The organism is Pelosinus fermentans JBW45, from assembly GCF_000271665.2.
GTDB classification, from domain to species: Bacteria; Bacillota; Negativicutes; order DSM-13327; family DSM-13327; genus Pelosinus; species Pelosinus baikalensis.
This window is the reverse complement of record NZ_CP010978.1, coordinates 2,979,504-2,997,868: the sequence shown is the minus strand read 5'-3', so window position 1 is coordinate 2,997,868 and position 18,365 is coordinate 2,979,504. Positions and strand designations below refer to the sequence as shown.

The 18,365-nt window shown below is 39.9% G+C and carries 16 protein-coding genes and 1 pseudogene; all 17 read left to right on the top strand.

The features are described 5' to 3' along the window. The first annotated feature begins 122 nt into the window (after positions 1-122). The 17 genes and pseudogenes from JBW_RS13235 (at position 123) to JBW_RS13160 (ending at position 18,361) form a co-directional block, all read left to right on the top strand. Positions 123-2,381: a HelD family protein gene (locus JBW_RS13235; RefSeq protein WP_007955313.1), complete on the top strand. Its 2,259-nt coding sequence runs from the start codon at positions 123-125 to the stop codon at positions 2,379-2,381. A 67-nt stretch (positions 2,382-2,448) separates the two neighbouring features. Beyond that, a complete protein-coding gene (locus JBW_RS13230) occupies positions 2,449-3,291 on the top strand; it encodes a site-2 protease family protein (RefSeq protein ID WP_007955311.1) in 843 nt (280 codons plus the stop codon). A gap of 212 nt (positions 3,292-3,503) precedes the next feature. After that, entirely contained in the window at positions 3,504-6,590 is a 3,087-nt protein-coding gene (locus JBW_RS13225) for a tetratricopeptide repeat protein (protein ID WP_007955309.1), read from the top strand. A 137-nt stretch (positions 6,591-6,727) separates the two neighbouring features. Beyond that, on the top strand, positions 6,728-6,934 hold the full coding sequence (locus JBW_RS13220) for a DUF1657 domain-containing protein (RefSeq protein ID WP_007935243.1): 207 nt from the start codon (positions 6,728-6,730) through the stop codon (positions 6,932-6,934). A 14-nt stretch (positions 6,935-6,948) separates the two neighbouring features. Next, on the top strand, positions 6,949-7,809 hold the full coding sequence (locus JBW_RS13215; RefSeq protein WP_007955307.1) for a DUF421 domain-containing protein: 861 nt from the start codon (positions 6,949-6,951) through the stop codon (positions 7,807-7,809). Positions 7,810-7,821: 12 nt separating this feature from the next. Next, entirely contained in the window at positions 7,822-8,301 is a 480-nt protein-coding gene (gene spoVAC, locus JBW_RS13210; protein WP_007955306.1) for a stage V sporulation protein AC, read from the top strand. Next, positions 8,302-9,303 (top strand): stage V sporulation protein AD, encoded by a 1,002-nt coding sequence (gene spoVAD / locus JBW_RS13205; RefSeq protein ID WP_007955305.1) that lies wholly within the window; start codon positions 8,302-8,304, stop codon positions 9,301-9,303. Positions 9,304-9,320: 17 nt separating this feature from the next. After that, complete coding sequence (gene spoVAE / locus JBW_RS13200; protein ID WP_007935233.1) at positions 9,321-9,674, top strand: stage V sporulation protein AE; 354 nt, start codon at positions 9,321-9,323, stop codon at positions 9,672-9,674. A gap of 28 nt (positions 9,675-9,702) precedes the next feature. Next, positions 9,703-9,903 (top strand): DUF1657 domain-containing protein, encoded by a 201-nt coding sequence (locus tag JBW_RS13195; protein ID WP_007955304.1) that lies wholly within the window; start codon positions 9,703-9,705, stop codon positions 9,901-9,903. A 317-nt stretch (positions 9,904-10,220) separates the two neighbouring features. Next, positions 10,221-10,559, top strand: coding sequence for a PAS domain-containing protein (locus JBW_RS13190; RefSeq protein ID WP_007955303.1), 339 nt, complete (start codon positions 10,221-10,223; stop codon positions 10,557-10,559). 53 nt (positions 10,560-10,612) lie between these two features. Continuing rightward, positions 10,613-10,723, top strand: a pseudogene (locus JBW_RS25750) (formate--tetrahydrofolate ligase); the annotation flags it as partial. A gap of 49 nt (positions 10,724-10,772) precedes the next feature. Continuing rightward, positions 10,773-11,783, top strand: coding sequence for a formimidoylglutamase (hutG, locus tag JBW_RS13185; protein WP_007955295.1), 1,011 nt, complete (start codon positions 10,773-10,775; stop codon positions 11,781-11,783). A gap of 167 nt (positions 11,784-11,950) precedes the next feature. Beyond that, positions 11,951-13,978 (top strand): urocanate hydratase, encoded by a 2,028-nt coding sequence (locus JBW_RS13180; RefSeq protein WP_235333777.1) that lies wholly within the window; start codon positions 11,951-11,953, stop codon positions 13,976-13,978. Between the two features lie 34 nt (positions 13,979-14,012). Next, positions 14,013-15,296, top strand: a complete 1,284-nt coding sequence (gene hutI, locus JBW_RS13175) for an imidazolonepropionase (protein WP_007955291.1) — start codon at positions 14,013-14,015, stop codon at positions 15,294-15,296. A gap of 1 nt (position 15,297) precedes the next feature. Beyond that, complete coding sequence (ftcD, locus tag JBW_RS13170; RefSeq protein WP_007955289.1) at positions 15,298-16,188, top strand: glutamate formimidoyltransferase; 891 nt, start codon at positions 15,298-15,300, stop codon at positions 16,186-16,188. Between the two features lie 33 nt (positions 16,189-16,221). Continuing rightward, the gene (locus tag JBW_RS13165) at positions 16,222-16,845 is read left to right on the top strand and encodes a cyclodeaminase/cyclohydrolase family protein (protein WP_007955286.1); all 624 of its coding nucleotides are present in this window, start codon (positions 16,222-16,224) and stop codon (positions 16,843-16,845) included. Positions 16,846-16,924: 79 nt separating this feature from the next. Then, positions 16,925-18,361: an amino acid permease gene (locus JBW_RS13160; RefSeq protein WP_007955284.1), complete on the top strand. Its 1,437-nt coding sequence runs from the start codon at positions 16,925-16,927 to the stop codon at positions 18,359-18,361. Positions 18,362-18,365 lie beyond the last annotated feature (4 nt).

Genomic DNA, 18,365 nt, shown 5'->3' with positions numbered 1-18,365 from the left:
TAAAATTGAGGCACAATAGCCAGAGTAAATGGATTATGATACAATCCTAGATATGATCTTCGCAGGCAGCCGATTGATGGCACCTCAGTTCATATGAATCTTTTCTATAGATGGAGGTCGACATGGACGATCAAGAAAGACAAAAAGAAGCAATAAAACTAGAGGAAACTCTTGAAGAAATAAAAAAACAACTAGCAATAAGTGAAGAAAATTGCGTAGTAAAACAATCTGAACTCAAAGAAACGCTATTAAATTATTGGGAAAAATGCGGCAGTGATGAAGCGCAATTGGTAGAAACCGCAAATCGTCAGCGGGCACTTTCATCCTTAACCCATAGCACACCTCTTAAATTAAGAAAAATGCTAAACTCACCTTACTTTGGACGTATTGATTTTATCGAAGAGGATACTGGGATTGAACCCCAGGAAGAAGAAGTATATATTGGTCTTTCTACGTTAATGGATGAAGAAACAGGAGAATTCCTCATTTATGATTGGCGGGCACCTATTTCGAGTATGTTTTATGATTATGGGTTAGGTGAAGCGGCTTATGATTGTTCCGAAGGAAGCATCAAGGGAAAGATCATACTAAAACGTCAATTTAAAATAGCAAACGGTTGTATGCAGTATATGTTTAATGCTGATTTAAAAATAGATGATGAAGTTCTGCAAGAAATACTAGGTAAAAGTGTTGATGATAAAATGCATACCATTGTTAACAGCATTCAACGTGAGCAAAATCAAATTATTCGTGATGCAAATCATAGAGCACTTTTTGTAGAGGGGCCAGCAGGCAGTGGTAAAACTTCTGTAGCCTTGCACCGTATCGCATTTTTACTTTATCGTGATAGAAAGAGTATTAATGAGAAAAATGTTCTGATTCTCTCACCGAACCATTTATTTAGCGACTATATTTCCAATGTTTTACCGGAAATGGGAGAAGAAAATGTGCTGCAAAAAACATTTCACGATTGTGTCTTCGAGGCAATAAACCAGCTTCCCATAAAACTTGAAACCCGTACGTTTCATCTGGAAACGGTATTGTCAAATGGGAGCGACCACCAACAGATCCTGCGCGCAGAAAATATACGTTTTAAATCATCTCATAATTTTGAGAATATCCTACGGGAATATCTAGAATGGGTACAAACAAGCTTAGTGGATGAGTATCCAGATATTGAGTTTCGCGGGCAATTGGTCTTTCGAAAAGAGGAGTGGAAACATTATTTTCTTGGGAATCTTTCCGATATGCCAGTGAAGATTCGATTAGAAAAGATAAGAGCGGTGATCGAAAGCAGAATGCGCCCAATGTTTCATGCTGTTCGTAAGGAAAAGGAAGCCGAAATTGTAAATCGCGCTGAAGAAGTTGACGAGAATACCATTAAAGCTCTGGCAAGAATTGCGGCCCGAGAAGAGTTTGGTTCCTTATACGAGAAAATTGACAGATTGACGAAATTGAGTCCGCTAGCAGAATATCGAAGACTATTTAAAGGGGGCTGGCTGCTTGCCAGGTCGTCAAATAAAACTGATTTTCCTAAAGAATGGCAGGCAATTCAAAGACAAACCCTTTCTTACTTAAATAATGGTGTGCTGCCATACGAAGATACTCCAGGATTTATTTATTTTCAAGGTGTGCTGCAAGGTTTTCCCATAAATCGCGATATTAAACATTTGATCATTGATGAAGCCCAGGATTACACTAGAATGCAATATCAAATTCTTGTGACACTCTTTCCTAACTCTACATGGACGGTAGTAGGAGATCCTGCACAAGCCGTGCATCCATTTTTAAATACAGCAAGCTTTACCGATATGAGTGAAATTATCGGAAATGAAAAATCAATTGCCTTCCGACTAACGCGCAGTTACCGATCGACAAAGCAAATTCAGGCTTTTTGTCAGGCGATACTTTCTGATAAAACAAAAGTAGAATCAATTAATCGTTCAGGAGCTTTACCCACAGTAACCAAAATTAAAAATCTTCACGAGTACTCTCCTGTTCTCGTTTATACCATTAAGAATATCCTTAAAGAAGGATGGCATTCAATCGGCATTATTTGTAAGAATACCTATCAATCGAAAAAAGTTTTTTCAGAGCTTAAAGAACATATTGATTTGAATCTTGTAATTGATGAGGAGGACTCATTCCATCAAGGTATTGTTGTAATTCCATCGTATTTAGCAAAAGGATTAGAATTTGATGCGGTGTTGGTCGTTAATGCTGATACAATTAACTTTAGCAGTGAAGAAGAACGTCATATATTATATACAATATGCACACGTACATTGCATCGTTTAAGTCTTTTTTATTACGGAAAACCCTCGCTTTTCTTAAGGGAGATGGATGAGAAGCTTTATGAAATCACACCGATTTGTAAATGACAAAGTATTGCTTAGCATGTAGTTGTTCATAGATATAAAGATTCGTATAAATGGAGGCTTTTAAATTATGGAAGAAAATAAGAACAAAGAAAATGAAATCATTTTAGCAAGCAGCGAGCCTTCAGAGGAAAACGAACTTCCTGAAAAAAAGAAAAGTAAATGGGGTTGGTTTACGAGCTTTGGCGGATTATTGCTGCTTTTCAAAGCAGGAAAGATATGGGCGCTCATTAAAGGAACTTTTATATTTCTTAAATTTGGAAAATTTCTAACTACTGGTTTGTCAATGATGCTAATGATTATCACGTATACCTTTCTATATGGATGGAAATACGCCATAGGCATTGTTTTGTTATTGTTTATTCATGAAATGGGACATCTGACTGCTTCTAGGCGGTTGGGAATTGATACGAGCCTACCGATGTTTATCCCCTTTATCGGTGCCATCATTCAAATGAAACAAGCACCGAAGGATGCCAAGACAGAAGCGATTGTTGGTATTGCTGGTCCAATTTTCGGAGCTCTTGGTGCATTTGTCTGTCTCTTGCTTGGAGAAATCTTTAATTCAGCATTGTTGCTTGCACTAGCATATTTTGGTTTTTTATTAACTGCCTTTAATCTCATTCCGGCCCATCCCCTTGATGGTGGACGGATTGTTACTGCCATATCCCTAAAACTTTGGATCGTTGGTATCCCAGTAATGGTATTTTTCTCCCTATATTTCTTTAATCCAATTGGTATTTTGATCTCTATATTGGCCATAAAAAAAGCATGGGAAGTATGGAAAGATCGAGAAAATCCCTATTATGATACAGATAGCAGCTTCCGTTTTAAAATGGGGTTATCCTATTTTTCTCTGTTTGCTCTGTCTGCCTATTATACTTACAGTATACATGAAGTACTGAATCGATAATTTGCTCTTGCAGTGAAGTTATAACTCTAATTACGCTATAGTCACCTATTGATAACAAAAAGAAGTGGAAAAATCATTTTTTGATTTTCCGCTTCTTTTTATGTTACATACTTTGTATATCTGCTTACTTTGCAGGATAATGTAGGCAATTACAAGAAAATTCAGTATAATATAGTTGATTATAGCAAGTTTTTTCAAAAGGGGATGAGTGGGTGGCTAAATTACATGTAGTGTTATTTGAAAAACCGGCAGTTTATTGGAATGATCAAAAAATGATATTCCCTTTTGCAAAAATGGAAGCCTTGTTGTACTATCTTTTGGTTACTGGTGAAGCTACACGAGAGGATTTGGCAGCACTGCTCTGGGGGGATATGGGAGATCATGCCGCGAAACGAAATTTACGCAATACAGTGTATTTATTGAGAAAAATGTTTTCCGTGGATTTACTGATTACTTCATCCCGGGCAAAGATTGCATTAAACCCAGAAATAGTGGCAGAGACAGATTTGGAGCTAATGACGGTAACTGATATTGTAAATTTTTTAGAAAAAAATCCTGGTGAGTTTTTAGGTGGTTTTTATTGTAAAGATGCAGCCAGTTTTGACGAATGGGTTACCGAAAAACGCGAGCAGTTTAGGATGGATAGTATAAACTATTTGACGAAATATATCATAAAGCTAATAAACCAAAAAGAATATATGTCAGCCAAGAAGTATTTAAAGCAATTGATTGGAATGGATGCATATAACGAAAGTGCCTACCGGGTATTGATGAAAATCTATGAAAAAGAAGACTCGTATAAAGCAATGGAAATCTATCAAGATCTTGAGAGAAAGATGGCACAGGATTTGTCTTTGCTGCCTAGTGCTAAGACTCAGGAACTCTATAGGCGGATCAAGGACCGGAAAAGCAGCAGAGCCATTGAAGAAGGGGTAGTTAGTAATCAGAGATTTTTCGGAAGGGAAAAAGAATTACTGCAATTGCGCCTATGGCTGGATGACTTTTATCAAAAGGGCCATAGTAAGCAGATGATATTGCTGCAGGGAGATCAAGGTGTTGGCAAATCGGCAATTATTGAACAACTTTTTTCAAGCATTCCAATAAAGCATAGTAATATTTTTCGTACCCAATGCTATCAGGCTGAATTTGAATATGTGTATAAGGCGTGGAACAATATCTTTTTACAGGTAATGAGCTGTTTAATGCAAGCCGATGTTCATTTGCCACTCCTTTGGCAACAGGTAATTGCTTATGTTTTTCCAACGACGAAAATAAGTGAAACACTGTTACATAAAGAAGTAACGATGGATGCTTATAAATTCAGTGCAACCACGGTTGAAGAAATTATGTGTGAGGTTTTGGGTAAAGCTGCTAATTTGAAGAAAACCATACTATTGATTGAAGACATTCATTGGATGGATAAGCAAGGGTGGCTGCTGCTGTGGCAGGTATTACGCATTCATGGAAAAAATATAATCTGTATAGCGACCTGTCATGCGGAGTATTTACAGCAGATTGACAAAACCATGGAAGAATTTGAACGCAGCAATATGTTGGAACACTTAGAAATTGGTCGGTTCAGTGCGCAAGACGTAATGAAATTGTCTGTTTTACGGCTGCCTGGTATTAGTAAGGAGATGCAGTCTAGGCTATACGACTATACAGGCGGCAATGCGCTGTTTTTGATTGAATGTCTAAATTTAATTGCAGCTGGCAGAGATATTAGCCACGGCTCAATCCGATTGAACAGCGTATTAAAAGAACGTACTGGCAATGTTTCTGATAATGCCAGAAAAACTTTAGAGATTGCATCCGTTTTCTTTAATAATGTGAATTATGAGGTGCTGCAGGCTATTTCTAGAATCAATGAATTTGAATTGGTGGAAGTGTTAGAGGAATTACAACAAAAACAACTTCTGATGGAAGATCTGGATTCAAATAGAGACGGATCGGCCTATAAGTTTTATAATTTGCAGATTCGTAATTACGTATATAATCAAATGTCAACAATCAGACAACGGATGTTTCATAAGCAAGCGGCATCCTATTTAGAGCAGCTGCTGCAAGATGGCATGCAAAGTAAAGATGTTTATGAACATATTTTATACCATTACACAAATGCCGATGAAAAGTTGAAAATGTTGGATTATACTATTAAATTATCCGAAAAATATTTTTGTCCCCAGTATGAAATGTTTCCGGAACTGAATCGTTATTACCCAACGGGATATGTTGATTTTCGGGAAAGTCGGAGCCAGATCACCACATATCTGGAGAAAATAAAGGAATTGCTGGATGTATTAGTCCATCCCAAAATAGCAGATAAACGATTGGATGCTCATAAAGTTGCTTACTGGGAAATGTCTGGTCGCTATCATATCTGGCGGGGAGAACACTTGCTGGGATTGAAACTAATTCACCAAATGCTGCGCTTAGCTTCAGTGCAAAAACTTAGAGAGTATCAAATCAAAGGGTATCAGCAAATTATTTATTGCGGTATTCAAACTCGGAGGGCATATTTGATCCAGGAATTTGCCCTCAAGTTGTTGCATTTGACGGAACATGATGAACTTCCAGATAAAAAAGCGACAGCTTTGCGATTTTTAGGAATTGCCTGCGCGCTCAAAGGGCAACATCAAGAAGCAGAGAATTATTACAGACAATCATTGGCACTATTTAAGAAGTTGGCAACTCGCAATCGTTTTTATGCTTTTACCATTGCAGCAGTCCAAAATTATATTGGTGATTTAAGACGAGAGAGTTCTGATTATCAAGCAGCTTTACATCACTATGAGCAAGCTGCTAGAATAGCTGGACGTAAAAATATTAGCGAAGGAGTAGCCTTATTTTATATTAATGCTGGTTATACAGCCTTTCAAATCAAAAATTATGCAAAGGCTGTTGCATATCTTACGGAGGCTTTGTCGGTGGCAGAAGGGTTTGGCGATCAAAAAGGCTATTGGTGTTTGCGTGGTTATTGTACACTCAATTGTGTACTGGCATTGATTGCTGTCAAGCAGCATCGTCCTTATGAAGCAAGAAAATATTTTGAGCAGGCGAAGGACTTCTTGAAAAAATACAATGATCAATATCAAAATGGACTAATCTTTCGTACCCAAGCAGAAATAAAACTGTTGATGAAAGATGACGCAAAAGTAGCAGAAGTATTTGAAGATGATTTGCCTTTGCCTGCGGTAGAATATTATCAGCAGGCCCGAAAAGTTTTTTATAAAATGGGTATGGCGGTTGAACTGAAATCTTTGGAAGACATGATGGATGAATATAGCAGCAAAAGGTAATAGACCGTGGGCTTTGGCTGTTTAATTAATAGCTATGATTTGTCTCTAACAACACTTCTTTTTGGGGACGAATCATAACTTACTGAATAATATTTAGAATGAGAGTAATACTAGTAGGGAAGATGGAGGTAATGGATATGACAGTTGCTTCTCAGATAAAAAAAACATTAGCCACTCTAAAAGGTAATCAAGGAACATTAAGACTATATGCGCTACAGACGAGGGATAAAGAAAGCAAATTAGTTTACAATGAAACGTTAGAAGCTACAGCGCAAATTATCAGCGATCTTGAGGAAAGAATAAAAGTTTTGGAATATCAAGAGCCACAATATAAAGGAAATTAGTCAGGAGATTGAAAATGCAAACATGGATACAGATATTACTGAGCTCAGTTTCATTATTCTTTTTAATGTTGATTTTGATCAGATTAATGGGAAAAAGAAATATTGTCCGAATGACGCCTTTTAGATTTGTAAGTTACATTGTAGCTGCAGTAATTGCTGCAATAATGTCCTTAAATTTAATTGCAAATCTTACCTTTGGATTTATTGCTCTTAGTGTTTGGGTATTATTTCCTATAGCATTGGATTATTTATCTCTAAAAAGCAAGTGGGTCCATGACATTGTCAGCGGAAAAGAAACTGTGTTAATTAAGCATGGGAAGATCATGGAAGAAAATCTCCTACAAACAAGACTAACAGCAGAGGAACTGCTGCGAGAACTTCGCTCCAAAAATGCTTTCAGTTTAGCAGATGTAGAATTTGCTGTAATGGAGGATACCGGAGACATAAATGTATTTTTGAAATCCCATAAAAAGCCTGTATCTTCCTATGATTTAGGAATGAAATTGGCACCACTGACAGAACCACAGACTGTTATACTAGATGGCAATATGCTAAACGAATCCCTATTTTCTTTAGGCTTTAATAGGGAATGGCTAGAGATTCAATTGGAAACCATAGGAGTATCCATCGATAATGTTTTCATCGGACAAGTAGATTCATCTGGGGATTTATACCTAGATTTGTTTGACGACTCTATACAAATACCGCAGCCTAAAGTTAAGGAAATGCTCTATGCAAATTTTGAAAAAAGCCAGGCTGATCTCATGAGCTTTTCACTGGAGACAAAAAATGAAGCAGCTCGAAAGATGTATTCGGAGCATGCTGAAAAGTTAGAACAACTTATGGAAAAACTCAAGCCATATTTATTACGATAGAGGTGGATTGTATTGTCAAGTATTAAAAGAAAGAATCTCACTCCGGTGCAGCAGCAGTACCAAGACTTTGCTCGTGCAAGGGAACCACAGCGTCCCATACTATTAAATTGCGTACGAGCTTTTATTGGCGGAGGAATTATTTGTACAATAGGTCAGGGAATACAGTGGTTTTTCATAAATTATTTCAATTTTGATGAAAAGACAGCAGGAGATCCTACCGTTGCGGTTTTAATTATGATTTCAGTGTTACTCACAAGCTTTGGAGTATATGATCATATTGCTCAATGGGCTGGTGCGGGAAGTTCGGTTCCAGTTACAGGATTTGCAAATACTATCGCATCAGCTTCTCTTGATCATAAAAGTGAGGGTTTTGTATTAGGTGTTGGAGGCAATATGTTTAAAATCGCAGGACCAGTCATTGTATTTGGAGTCTTTTCTGCTTTTATTGTTGCTATTATAAGTGTAATGATTAAGTCGTTAGGTGGAATGTAAATGTTGCAAGGTCATCAAACATGGGTTTTTCAATCCAAACCAGTAATTATTGGATCTGCGGCTATAGGCGGACCTTTTGAGGCACAAGGCAACCTAGCAAAGGATTTTGACATGCTTCATGGCGATATATGGCTTGGACAAGACAGTTATGAACAAGCAGAAAAAAAACTTTTGGAACAGGCTTGTGAGACTGCAATTAAAAAATCAGGACTTAAGAAAGAGGATATCCAGTTTTTTCTCAGCGGTGATCTAATTAACCAGATTATCCCCAGCAGCTTTACTGCACGTGCCCTTGCTGTTCCTTACTTGGGGATTTATGGAGCATGCTCTAGTTCTATGGAAGGTCTTTCTTTAGCATCTCTTATTATTGATAGTGGCTTCGCACAGAATGCACTTGTTGGCACATCTAGCCATAACGCAGCTAGTGAAAAACAATACCGTTACCCTACCGAATATGGCGCGCAAAAGCCACCTACTGCACAGTGGACTGTGACGGGAGCAGGTGCTGCAGTTATTGCGAGGCAAGGTGAAGGACCGCGCATCGTAGCATCTACTATTGGGCGTGTAATAGACATGGGGCTTTCTGACCCCTTTAACATGGGGGCAGCTATGGCTCCTGCTGCAGTTGACACCATTGAAGCCCACTTTAGGGATTTAAACATATCCCCATTACAATATGACCTGATTGCCACCGGAGACTTGGGTAGGGTAGGTCACCCAATTGCAGGAGATTTGCTTAAACAGCATGGACTTGATATCCCTGTAGAAAAATTGACCGACTGCGGTATTTTGATGTATAAGGAAAATCAGCCAGTTTTTGCAGGAGGCAGTGGTTGTGCCTGTGCTGCGACAACAACCTTTGGGCATCTTTTAAATCGTATGCGAAAAGGAGAACTGAATCGAATTCTGGTTATAGCCACAGGTGCTTTATTGTCCCCTATGTCTTACCAGCAAAAGGAAACTATACCGTGCGTTGCTCATGCAGTATCCATAGAAATGTAAAACAGGAGGCACCAGGTTTGGAAAAATTTATTTTGGCGTTTATCGTTGGTGGGGCTATATGTGTGATTGGACAGCTCCTCATGGACGGGTTAAAACTAACTCCTGCACATACAATGGTTACATTGGTAGTGTCTGGAGCTGTTTTAGGAGGATTTGGTTTATATGATGATTTAGTAAAATTTGCTGGAGCTGGAGCATCCGTTCCGATCAGTAGCTTTGGCAACCAATTGGTAAAAGGCGCTCTTCAAGAGGCAGAAAAGACTGGTATTATTGGGGTATTGACAGGTATTTTTAAAATCACCAGTTCAGGTATTTCAGCAGCGATTATATTTGGATTTTTGTCAGCTTTACTATGTAAACCAAAAGGATAAAAATATTTCTGAAAAGGGGGTGAGAAAAATGACGGTAGGTACTCAAATGAATCAGGCTATTGCAACTATTCAATCTGCTGCATCCAGCATGAAAACATTTTCTATGGAAACTCAGGATCCGCAAGCAAAACAAACATTTGAGCAATTAGCAACAACCCTTGACAATGCTATTGATACATTGAAGGGAAGGCAAAAATACATTGAAAAGCAAGAACCTCAATACAAATAACAAAGTGATTAATGGTAAAGTTCATCTTGAATAAAAGCTGAAGAAACCAATTCAGTTTTTATCTTTATGTAATTTGCTATTTATAAACTTCATTCTAACACTTCCTTGTAGAATTATTAGCTAGTTATCCAACTAAAGAAAACCAATGACACAAATAAAAAGGTGGCTATTCGCCACCTTTTTTTTATTTGTATAATAAGATTTATTGTACAGTGTGCCATTATGTAATGTGTCACTACTATTTGACGATAGTTAGACATTGCTTTTTGTAGAATTCATATAAGAAGAACCACTTTAAGAGGGGGAAGGGAAAGCATATGTCTACAGGATGGGTAAAGGAATTGCCTTTTGCAATTACCGTTACAGATAAAACTGGCAAAATTATAGAAATGAATGATTCCTCGGTTAAAACTTTTGAAAAATATGGTGGTAAGACTTTGGTTGGGAAAAATGTAGCAGATATTCATTCTGACCGTGCCTGTAAAAAAATCACGGAGATTATCGAAACCAAAACTGCCAATAGTTATACCATTGAGAAAAACGGCGTAAAAAAGCTGGTTTATCAAACGCCATGGTATCAGAATGGGGAATATGCGGGTCTGGTGGAATTATCTATGGTGATCCCAGCTGAAATGCCCCATTATGTAAGAAGTTAAATTTTTTGATGAGGTGATTGTAATGAAAAGTGATGTGGAAATTGCCCAGGAATTTTTTGGTGGTGATTACCGGCGATATTATGACAATGCCAGGACTTCCGAAAAAACCTGCGGCAGAAATGATGGATATTGATAATGATGGTAAAATTACTGGATTATTTTAAGCCAAAACAAGTCGTAGACCAATAGATAAGACTGAGCAGGAGGATAAGTATGTTTCAGGATAGATACGAGACAGCGGATTTTACAATATGGCAGGGGCGGATTGACAGCAGGGAAAATTATGATGCTTTTCGGTGGCACCAATGGATAAAACCGCTGGATTTACGGCAGCCATTATTTAAATTCACAGGTAAATTGGGATTTGCTTTGCTGGGATTTTGCTGTGACGAGGGCATACGGAGGAATAGCGGACGCCAAGGTGCTTCTTCAGGACCGGAGGGGATACGACGTGAACTTGCTAATTTACCCTGTTCTTTTTCTTCAGAGGTGTTGGTGTTTGATGCGGGAAACATTACCTGTGCAGATGGAGAGTTAATGAAAAGCCAGATGGTGCTAGAACAAGCAGTTCTTAATCTCCGTCAAGCCGGACTGTTTCCTCTGGTTATGGGAGGCGGTCATGAAACTGCTTTGGGACATTTCCGGGGACAAGCGGATTTCCTGCGACAGAAAGATGGTAAATGTGATCTGGGTATTTTAAATTTTGATGCACACTTTGATCTTCGACCATTTATTAGGGAAGGAAATTCTGGGACGATGTTTCGGCAAATTGCCGATGATGCTTGCAAATGGGGAGAAGGATTCCATTATTTTTGCTTGGGAATCCAGCGCAGCAGCAATACACTTGAATTATTCAAGACGGCCCAACAATTAGGAGCAGGTTATTTATTAGCAGGTGATATTTCCATGCAATATGAAGAACATATCCTGGAAAAGCTTGATTCTTTTATGCAGTCGATACCCAATCTTTACGTAACGATTTGTGCAGATGTATTTTCCTCTTCTTTTGCTCCCGGAGTCAGTGCACCACAGCCCTTGGGGCTGCACCCGGAGATGGTGCTGAAGTATTTAAAACATATACTTCGCACACAGAAAGTTGTTGGATTTGACATTGCAGAAGTATCACCGCGGTTTGATCATGACAGGGCAACTGCGAGCTTGGCCAAAGTGATCATTTTTGCTGTAGTAGATACTCTTTGCCGACTGAAAGGGGTGGCTAGGTGACAGTGAAGGTATTTGGTGTATAATTTGACGATGCTGGGCATTCTTTTGACGATATTTTGACAGTAGGCGCATTATAATCAGAATATAAAGATTATTATAAATAAAATATATTTGATTAATTATTTTATAGATGGTTAAATACTATTTTTGTGGAAGGGGATATGACGATGAAGATCGATAATAAAGGGATTACCTGTGCCATGACGATTAAACTGGACAATGTATTACCAGAGCCGCCGATATTTAAAACGGGTGTGCGCAGGGCACCGAATAGAGGCTTTCGATTAAGTATTGAACAAAGTAAAGTTGCATTGAAAAATGCTCTACGGTATATTCCAGAGGAGTTGCATAACCATTTGGCAAGGGAATTTATGGAAGAACTAAAAACATATGGACGGATTTATGGTTATCGGTATATGCCGAAAGAATCTATTTACGGTAAACCATTAGATGAATATAAAGGTAACTGCATTGAAGGTAAGGCATTTCAAGTCATGATTGATAATAACCTGGATCATGATGTTGCTCTTTATCCTTATGAAATGGTCACTTATGGAGAAACAGGAAGTGTATGTCAGAATTGGATGCAATATCAATTGATTAAAAAATATTTGGAAGTTATGACGCAAGATCAAACACTAGTTGTAGAGTCCGGTCATCCCCTGGGATTGTTCCCCTCAAAACCTGAAGCACCCAGGGTAATTATCACCAATGCTCTGATGGTGGGGATGTTTGATAATCAGGATGACTGGGAAGTTGCCGAACAGATGGGGGTTGCCAACTATGGACAGATGACAGCGGGCGGCTGGATGTATATTGGTCCACAAGGCATTGTTCATGGAACTTTTAACACCTTATTAACGGCAGGTAGGATTAAATTGGGCGTTGCGCCTCATGATGATCTGCATGGGAAGTTGTTTGTTTCCTCTGGATTGGGAGGGATGAGCGGTGCGCAGCCAAAAGCAATAGAAATTGCTGGTGCAGTGGGCATTATTGCTGAGGTAGACATCTCCCGCATTCAGACACGTTTAGAACAAGGATGGGTTGGAAAATGCAGCGATAATATTGAGGAAGTATTCAAGATGGCAGAAGAATATCAGGCTGCGGGTAAAGCATTATCCATAGCCTATCATGGCAATATTGTAGATTTGCTGGAATATGCAGTAGCCAATCATAAACATATTGACTTATTGTCTGATCAAACCTCCTGCCATGCGGCCTATGACGGTGGCTATTGTCCACAGGGGTTGACCTTTGAGGAGCGGACCGCACTTTTGACTAACAATCGCAGCAAATTTCATGAATTGGTTAACAAGAGCTTGCAGCGTCATTTCATATTAATCAAAGAAATGGTAAAACAGGGGACCTATTTCTTTGATTACGGAAATGCATTTATGAAGGCAATTTATGATGCAGGGGTTACAGAAATTGCTAAAAACGGACATGATGAAAAAGATGGCTTTATTTTTCCCTCCTATGTGGAAGATATCATGGGACCACAATTGTTTGATTACGGCTATGGTCCATTTCGCTGGGTTTGCTTAAGCGGCAAACCGGAAGATTTACATAAAACTGACCAAGCGGCGATGCAATGCATTAATCCTGAACGGCGCGGCCAGGATAGGGATAATTATATTTGGATTCGTGATGCCCAAAAACATGAGTTGGTTGTAGGAACCCAGGCGCGCATTTTATATCAGGATGCAGAAGGCCGTAAGAGTATTGCATTACGTTTTAATGAAATGGTGCGCCGTGGTGATATTGGTCCGGTCATGCTAGGGCGTGATCATCACGATGTCAGCGGCACGGACTCACCCTTTCGCGAAACGTCGAATATCAAGGATGGCAGCAATGTGATGGCAGATATGGCAGTACAATGTTTTGCCGGCAATGCTGCCAGAGGAATGAGCCTGGTAGCATTGCATAATGGTGGGGGTGTGGGGATCGGTAAATCAATCAATGGCGGCTTTGGTATGGTGTTGGATGGTAGTGAGCGGGTCGATAAAATTTTGCAATCGGCCATGTTATGGGATGTCATTGGGGGTGTAGCCCGTCGATCATGGGCAAGAAATGAACATTCAATTGAAACCATTATTGAATTTAACCGCGATTATGCAGGTAAAGCTCATGTGACGATTCCTTATATACCAACGGAAGAACTGATCGAAAAAATTGTCACTGCAGCGTTTCAATAGTTTTGTACAAAAAAGTGCTAAAGGGGGAGATGCTTTGCATAGTGAAGGTAGTATATTGTTAATTAAACATGCAGCAGAGATTGTCACCAGCACAGGGACAGCGGCAAGAAAGGGAACCGGTATGAACCGCTTGGAGAGAATCACTGACGGTGCATTATTCGCAAAAGATGGAATGATCGAATGGGTGGGTACAACTGCTGATTTGCCCGAGATTTCCCATGAAAATTTAACGATTATTGATGCGACAGGGTGCAGTGTCATTCCAGGGTTTGTAGATTCTCATACACATTTTGTGTTTGGCGGCTATCGTCCAGAAGAATTTTTCTGGCGCCTTAGCGGAACGCCTTATTTGGAGATTTTAGAGCGTGGCGGTGGTATTTTAAATACCGTCAAAGCCACTCAGTCTATGGGATATGAGGCAATGGTTGAGACTGCGTCGAGGCGGTTAGATGACATGCTAGCCATGGGCGTTACTACCGTGGAAGGCAAAAGCGGTTATGGATTGGATTTTGATACGGAACTTATGCAATTAAAAGCTATGGGAAATTTAAATGCTGATCATGCTGTCGAGGTTGTACCCACTTTTATGGGAGCCCATGCCGTGCCTCCTGAATATCGTGGGCGAGAAGATGACTATGTCACATTCATTGTGGAAAGCCTTCTGCCGGCAGTGGCAGAGCAGTCAATTGCAGAGTTTTGCGATGTATTCTGCGAAAAAGGCGTATTCTCAGTCGATCAGACGCGAAAGATCCTGCAGGCCGCAGGTGGTTTAGGATTGAAAAGAAAAATCCATGCTGATGAGATTGTATCCTTTGGCGGAGCAGAGCTTGCAGCAGAACTTGGGGCTGTTTCTGCGGATCATTTGCTGCAGGCATCGGATAAGGGGATTGCTGACATGGCGGCGCGAGGTGTAGTGGCGACAGTGTTGCCAATAACGGCATTTTGTCTAAGGGAAAAATACGCCAGAGCCAGATGGATCATTGACAATGGCGGAGCACTTGCACTGGCAACCGACTATAATCCAGGAAGCTGTTTTAGTCATTCGATTCCCATGCTGATTGCATTGGCCGCTATCCAGCTTACGTTATCGCCAGCAGAAATTCTGACGGCGTTGACGCTAAATGGTGCAGCTGCCGTTGGAAGAGCGGATCGTATCGGTACGTTAGAACCTGGAAAGCAAGCTGATATTGTTATACTGAAATATCCATCTTATTTATTCTTGAGTTATCATGCTGGGATGGATATCGTCGACCGGGTTATTAAGAAAGGGCAAGTGGTTGTAGATAAAGGATATAGTAATTTGGGAGGTAATAAATAAGATGAGTAAATTAGTAGAATGTGTACCTAACTTTAGTGAAGGACGTCGTCCTGAAGTCATTGAGGCCATCGTAAATGAAGTGAAAAAAATAGAAGGTATCAAGCTGCTGGATGTACAATCCGATGCCAGTCACAATCGCTTGGTGGTAACATTTGTGGGCGAACCCCAAGCCGTTAAACAGGCAGCGTTTGCCTCTTGTGCCAAGGCCACGGAATTGATTGACATGGAACAACATCATGGTGAGCATCCGCGTATGGGAGCTACTGATGTGATTCCGTTCATTCCTGTACGAGGAGTCAGCCTTGAAGAATGCGTGGATTTAGCCAACGAATTAGGGAAAGAAATTGCTGAGAAACTAGACATTCCAGTGTATATGTATGAAGCAGCCGCGAAAAAGAATGAGCGTAAGAATTTGCCAGACGTTCGCAAAGGGCAGTATGAAGGCTTAAAAACAGCCATTACGGAGCCGGAAAGAAAGCCAGATTATGGTCCGGCCAAAATGCATCCTAAGGCTGGTGCTACAGTAGTAGGAGCTAGGCAGTGCTTAATTGCCTATAATATTAATTTAAGTACCAGTGATGTTAACGTAGCTAAGAAGATTGCCACTGCTATCCGGGAAGCAAAAGGCGGTTTCAAATACTGCCGAGCTATGGGCATTATGATTGAAGAACGCAATGTAGCACAAGTTACTATCAATATGATTAATTATGAAGGTACACCACTACACCGCGTATTTGAAACGGTAAAAAATGAAGCAGCTCGTTACGGTGTGAACATTATTGGCAGTGAAATTGTGGGGTTGGTACCAATGCAGGCACTAATTGACACAGCGGACTATTACTTACGCCTAGAGGGCTTCAATCGTAAGCAAGTGTTGGAAGAAAATATTTAGTTGATATGTACAAATTTGGGAGGTATTAATAGTATGCTGATTGACAAAAGTATCACAGGTTTTTTAGCAGAACTAAAATCAGACTCCCCAGCACCAGGAGGTGGCAGTGCAGCCGCTTTAGTAGGGGCCATCGGGGCAGCGCTGGGGATTATGGTAGGAAACCTAACGGTAGGTAGTGCAAAATATGAAACGGTGCATGAAAAATGCAAAAGGTTATCGTTGGATTTTGAAGAACGTTTAGCAGCGCTGGGAAAATATATTGATGAGGATACAGAAGCCTTTACCCAGGTAATGAAAGCCTATAAATTACCTAAGAATACCGATGAAGAAAAACAGGTGCGTACAAAAGTCATTCAAGAATCCCTCAAAGCTGCATCTACATTACCGTTTACCGTTGCCAAGGCTTGTCTGGATGTATTAGAGCTATCGGGGAAAATTCTCTCTATTGGCAACGTCAATGCGGCAAGTGATGCAGCGGTAGCGGGAAGAATGGCAGAGGCTGCTATGTGGTCGGCTATCTATAACGTACGAATTAATCTGGGGTCAATCAAAGATGCTGATTTTGTTGCTGACATGACCAGCAGGGTTGAAGATATCGTAGCACGTTCGGAAGTGTTAATGGATCAACTCGTTAAAACTGCAAATGAAAAAATATAAAGAATAAAGTGCTGTAAATTTGTGAAAACGAGAAAAATCGTCCAATAAAAGAGAAAAAAAGAATATGGAGGGGATTATTGTGACAACGCTGACAGGCCCCAAAAAACAGGCGGTGGATACAGAAGCATTGGTTCCAGAGAAAAAAGGTCTAAATCGTGGTTTGAAGTCGCGGCATATGATGATGATTTCGATTGGTGGCACCATTGGTACTGGTTTATTTCTAGGTGCTGGGCAAGTGGTGAGCGAAGCGGGACCAGTTGGAGCTGTGTTAGCTTTTCTGTTTGGTGGGATGGTCATGTATTTGGCTCTCCTATGTTTAGGAGAGCTTGCCGTCGCAATGCCTGTATCAGGATCATTCCAAAGTTATGCAATGAAATTTATTTCCCCCGGCGTAGGCTTTACAGTAGGGTGGTTGTACTGGATTAACTGGGCAGTTTGTATTGCGGCTAACTTTACCGCGTCTGGTATTATTATGTCACTGTGGTTTCCTGGTGTGTCTATTTGGATCTGGTGTGTATTATTTGCTGTATTGGTAACTGCTTTGAATTTAATTTCCGTAAAAGTTTATGGTGAAACTGAGTTTTGGTTTGCCGGCATCAAAGTTGCAGCTATTATTGCCTTTATTCTTGCTGGTGCAGGTTTAATGTTTGGTACTGTTGGTAATGAAGGAGCTATTGGATTTTCCAATTTTAACACAGGGGCTGGGTTATTTCCAAATGGTGGTTGGGCTTTGTTTTTGACTATGATTACGGTAGTGTATTCTTTCCAAGGATCGGAACTGGTGGGAGTGGCCGCCGGGGAATGTGAGAATCCCGGTCAAAATGTGCCTAAAGTTATTAAAGGCGTTGTTTTTCGAATCATTGTGTTTTATGTACTGGCAATCGTTGTATTGGGAGCAACCATTCCTTATAAAGAAGCAGGTGTGTTAGAAAGCCCCTTTGCATACGTATTTGGTCGTATCGGCATTCCCATTGCAAAAGATATTATGAGTTTTGTTGTACTTACCTCGGCCTTATCAGCCAGTAATTCTGCACTATATGTTTGTTCGCGTTTACTCTGGTCAATGTCCAAAGACGGGCACGCACCAAAATGGTTAGGACATTTAAATTCAGGGGGCGTTCCCATTAATGGTATATTTTTGACACTGCTATTATCTGCATTATCACTGTTAACCAGTGAATATGCTGCTGACACGGTTTATATATGGCTGATGTCCAGTGTAGGTTTGACTGGTTGCTTGATTTGGATTGTCATTTCTTGGTGCCAAATTAATTTTCGCAAACACTTTCTGGAAATTGGCGGTGATTTGAAAGACTTGGTTTTTAAAACGCCATTATATCCGGCGCTGCCAATTGTGGCAATTATCTTGAATATTTGTATTATCGCAAGTTTAGCTTTTATTGATGGACAGGAGATTGTCCTTTATACAGGTTTGCCAATCATCATAACCATTTATTTGTATTACATTTTTATTCACAGCAAGCGTGAAGAAAAACCAGCAGAAATTAGCAAGTAAATTA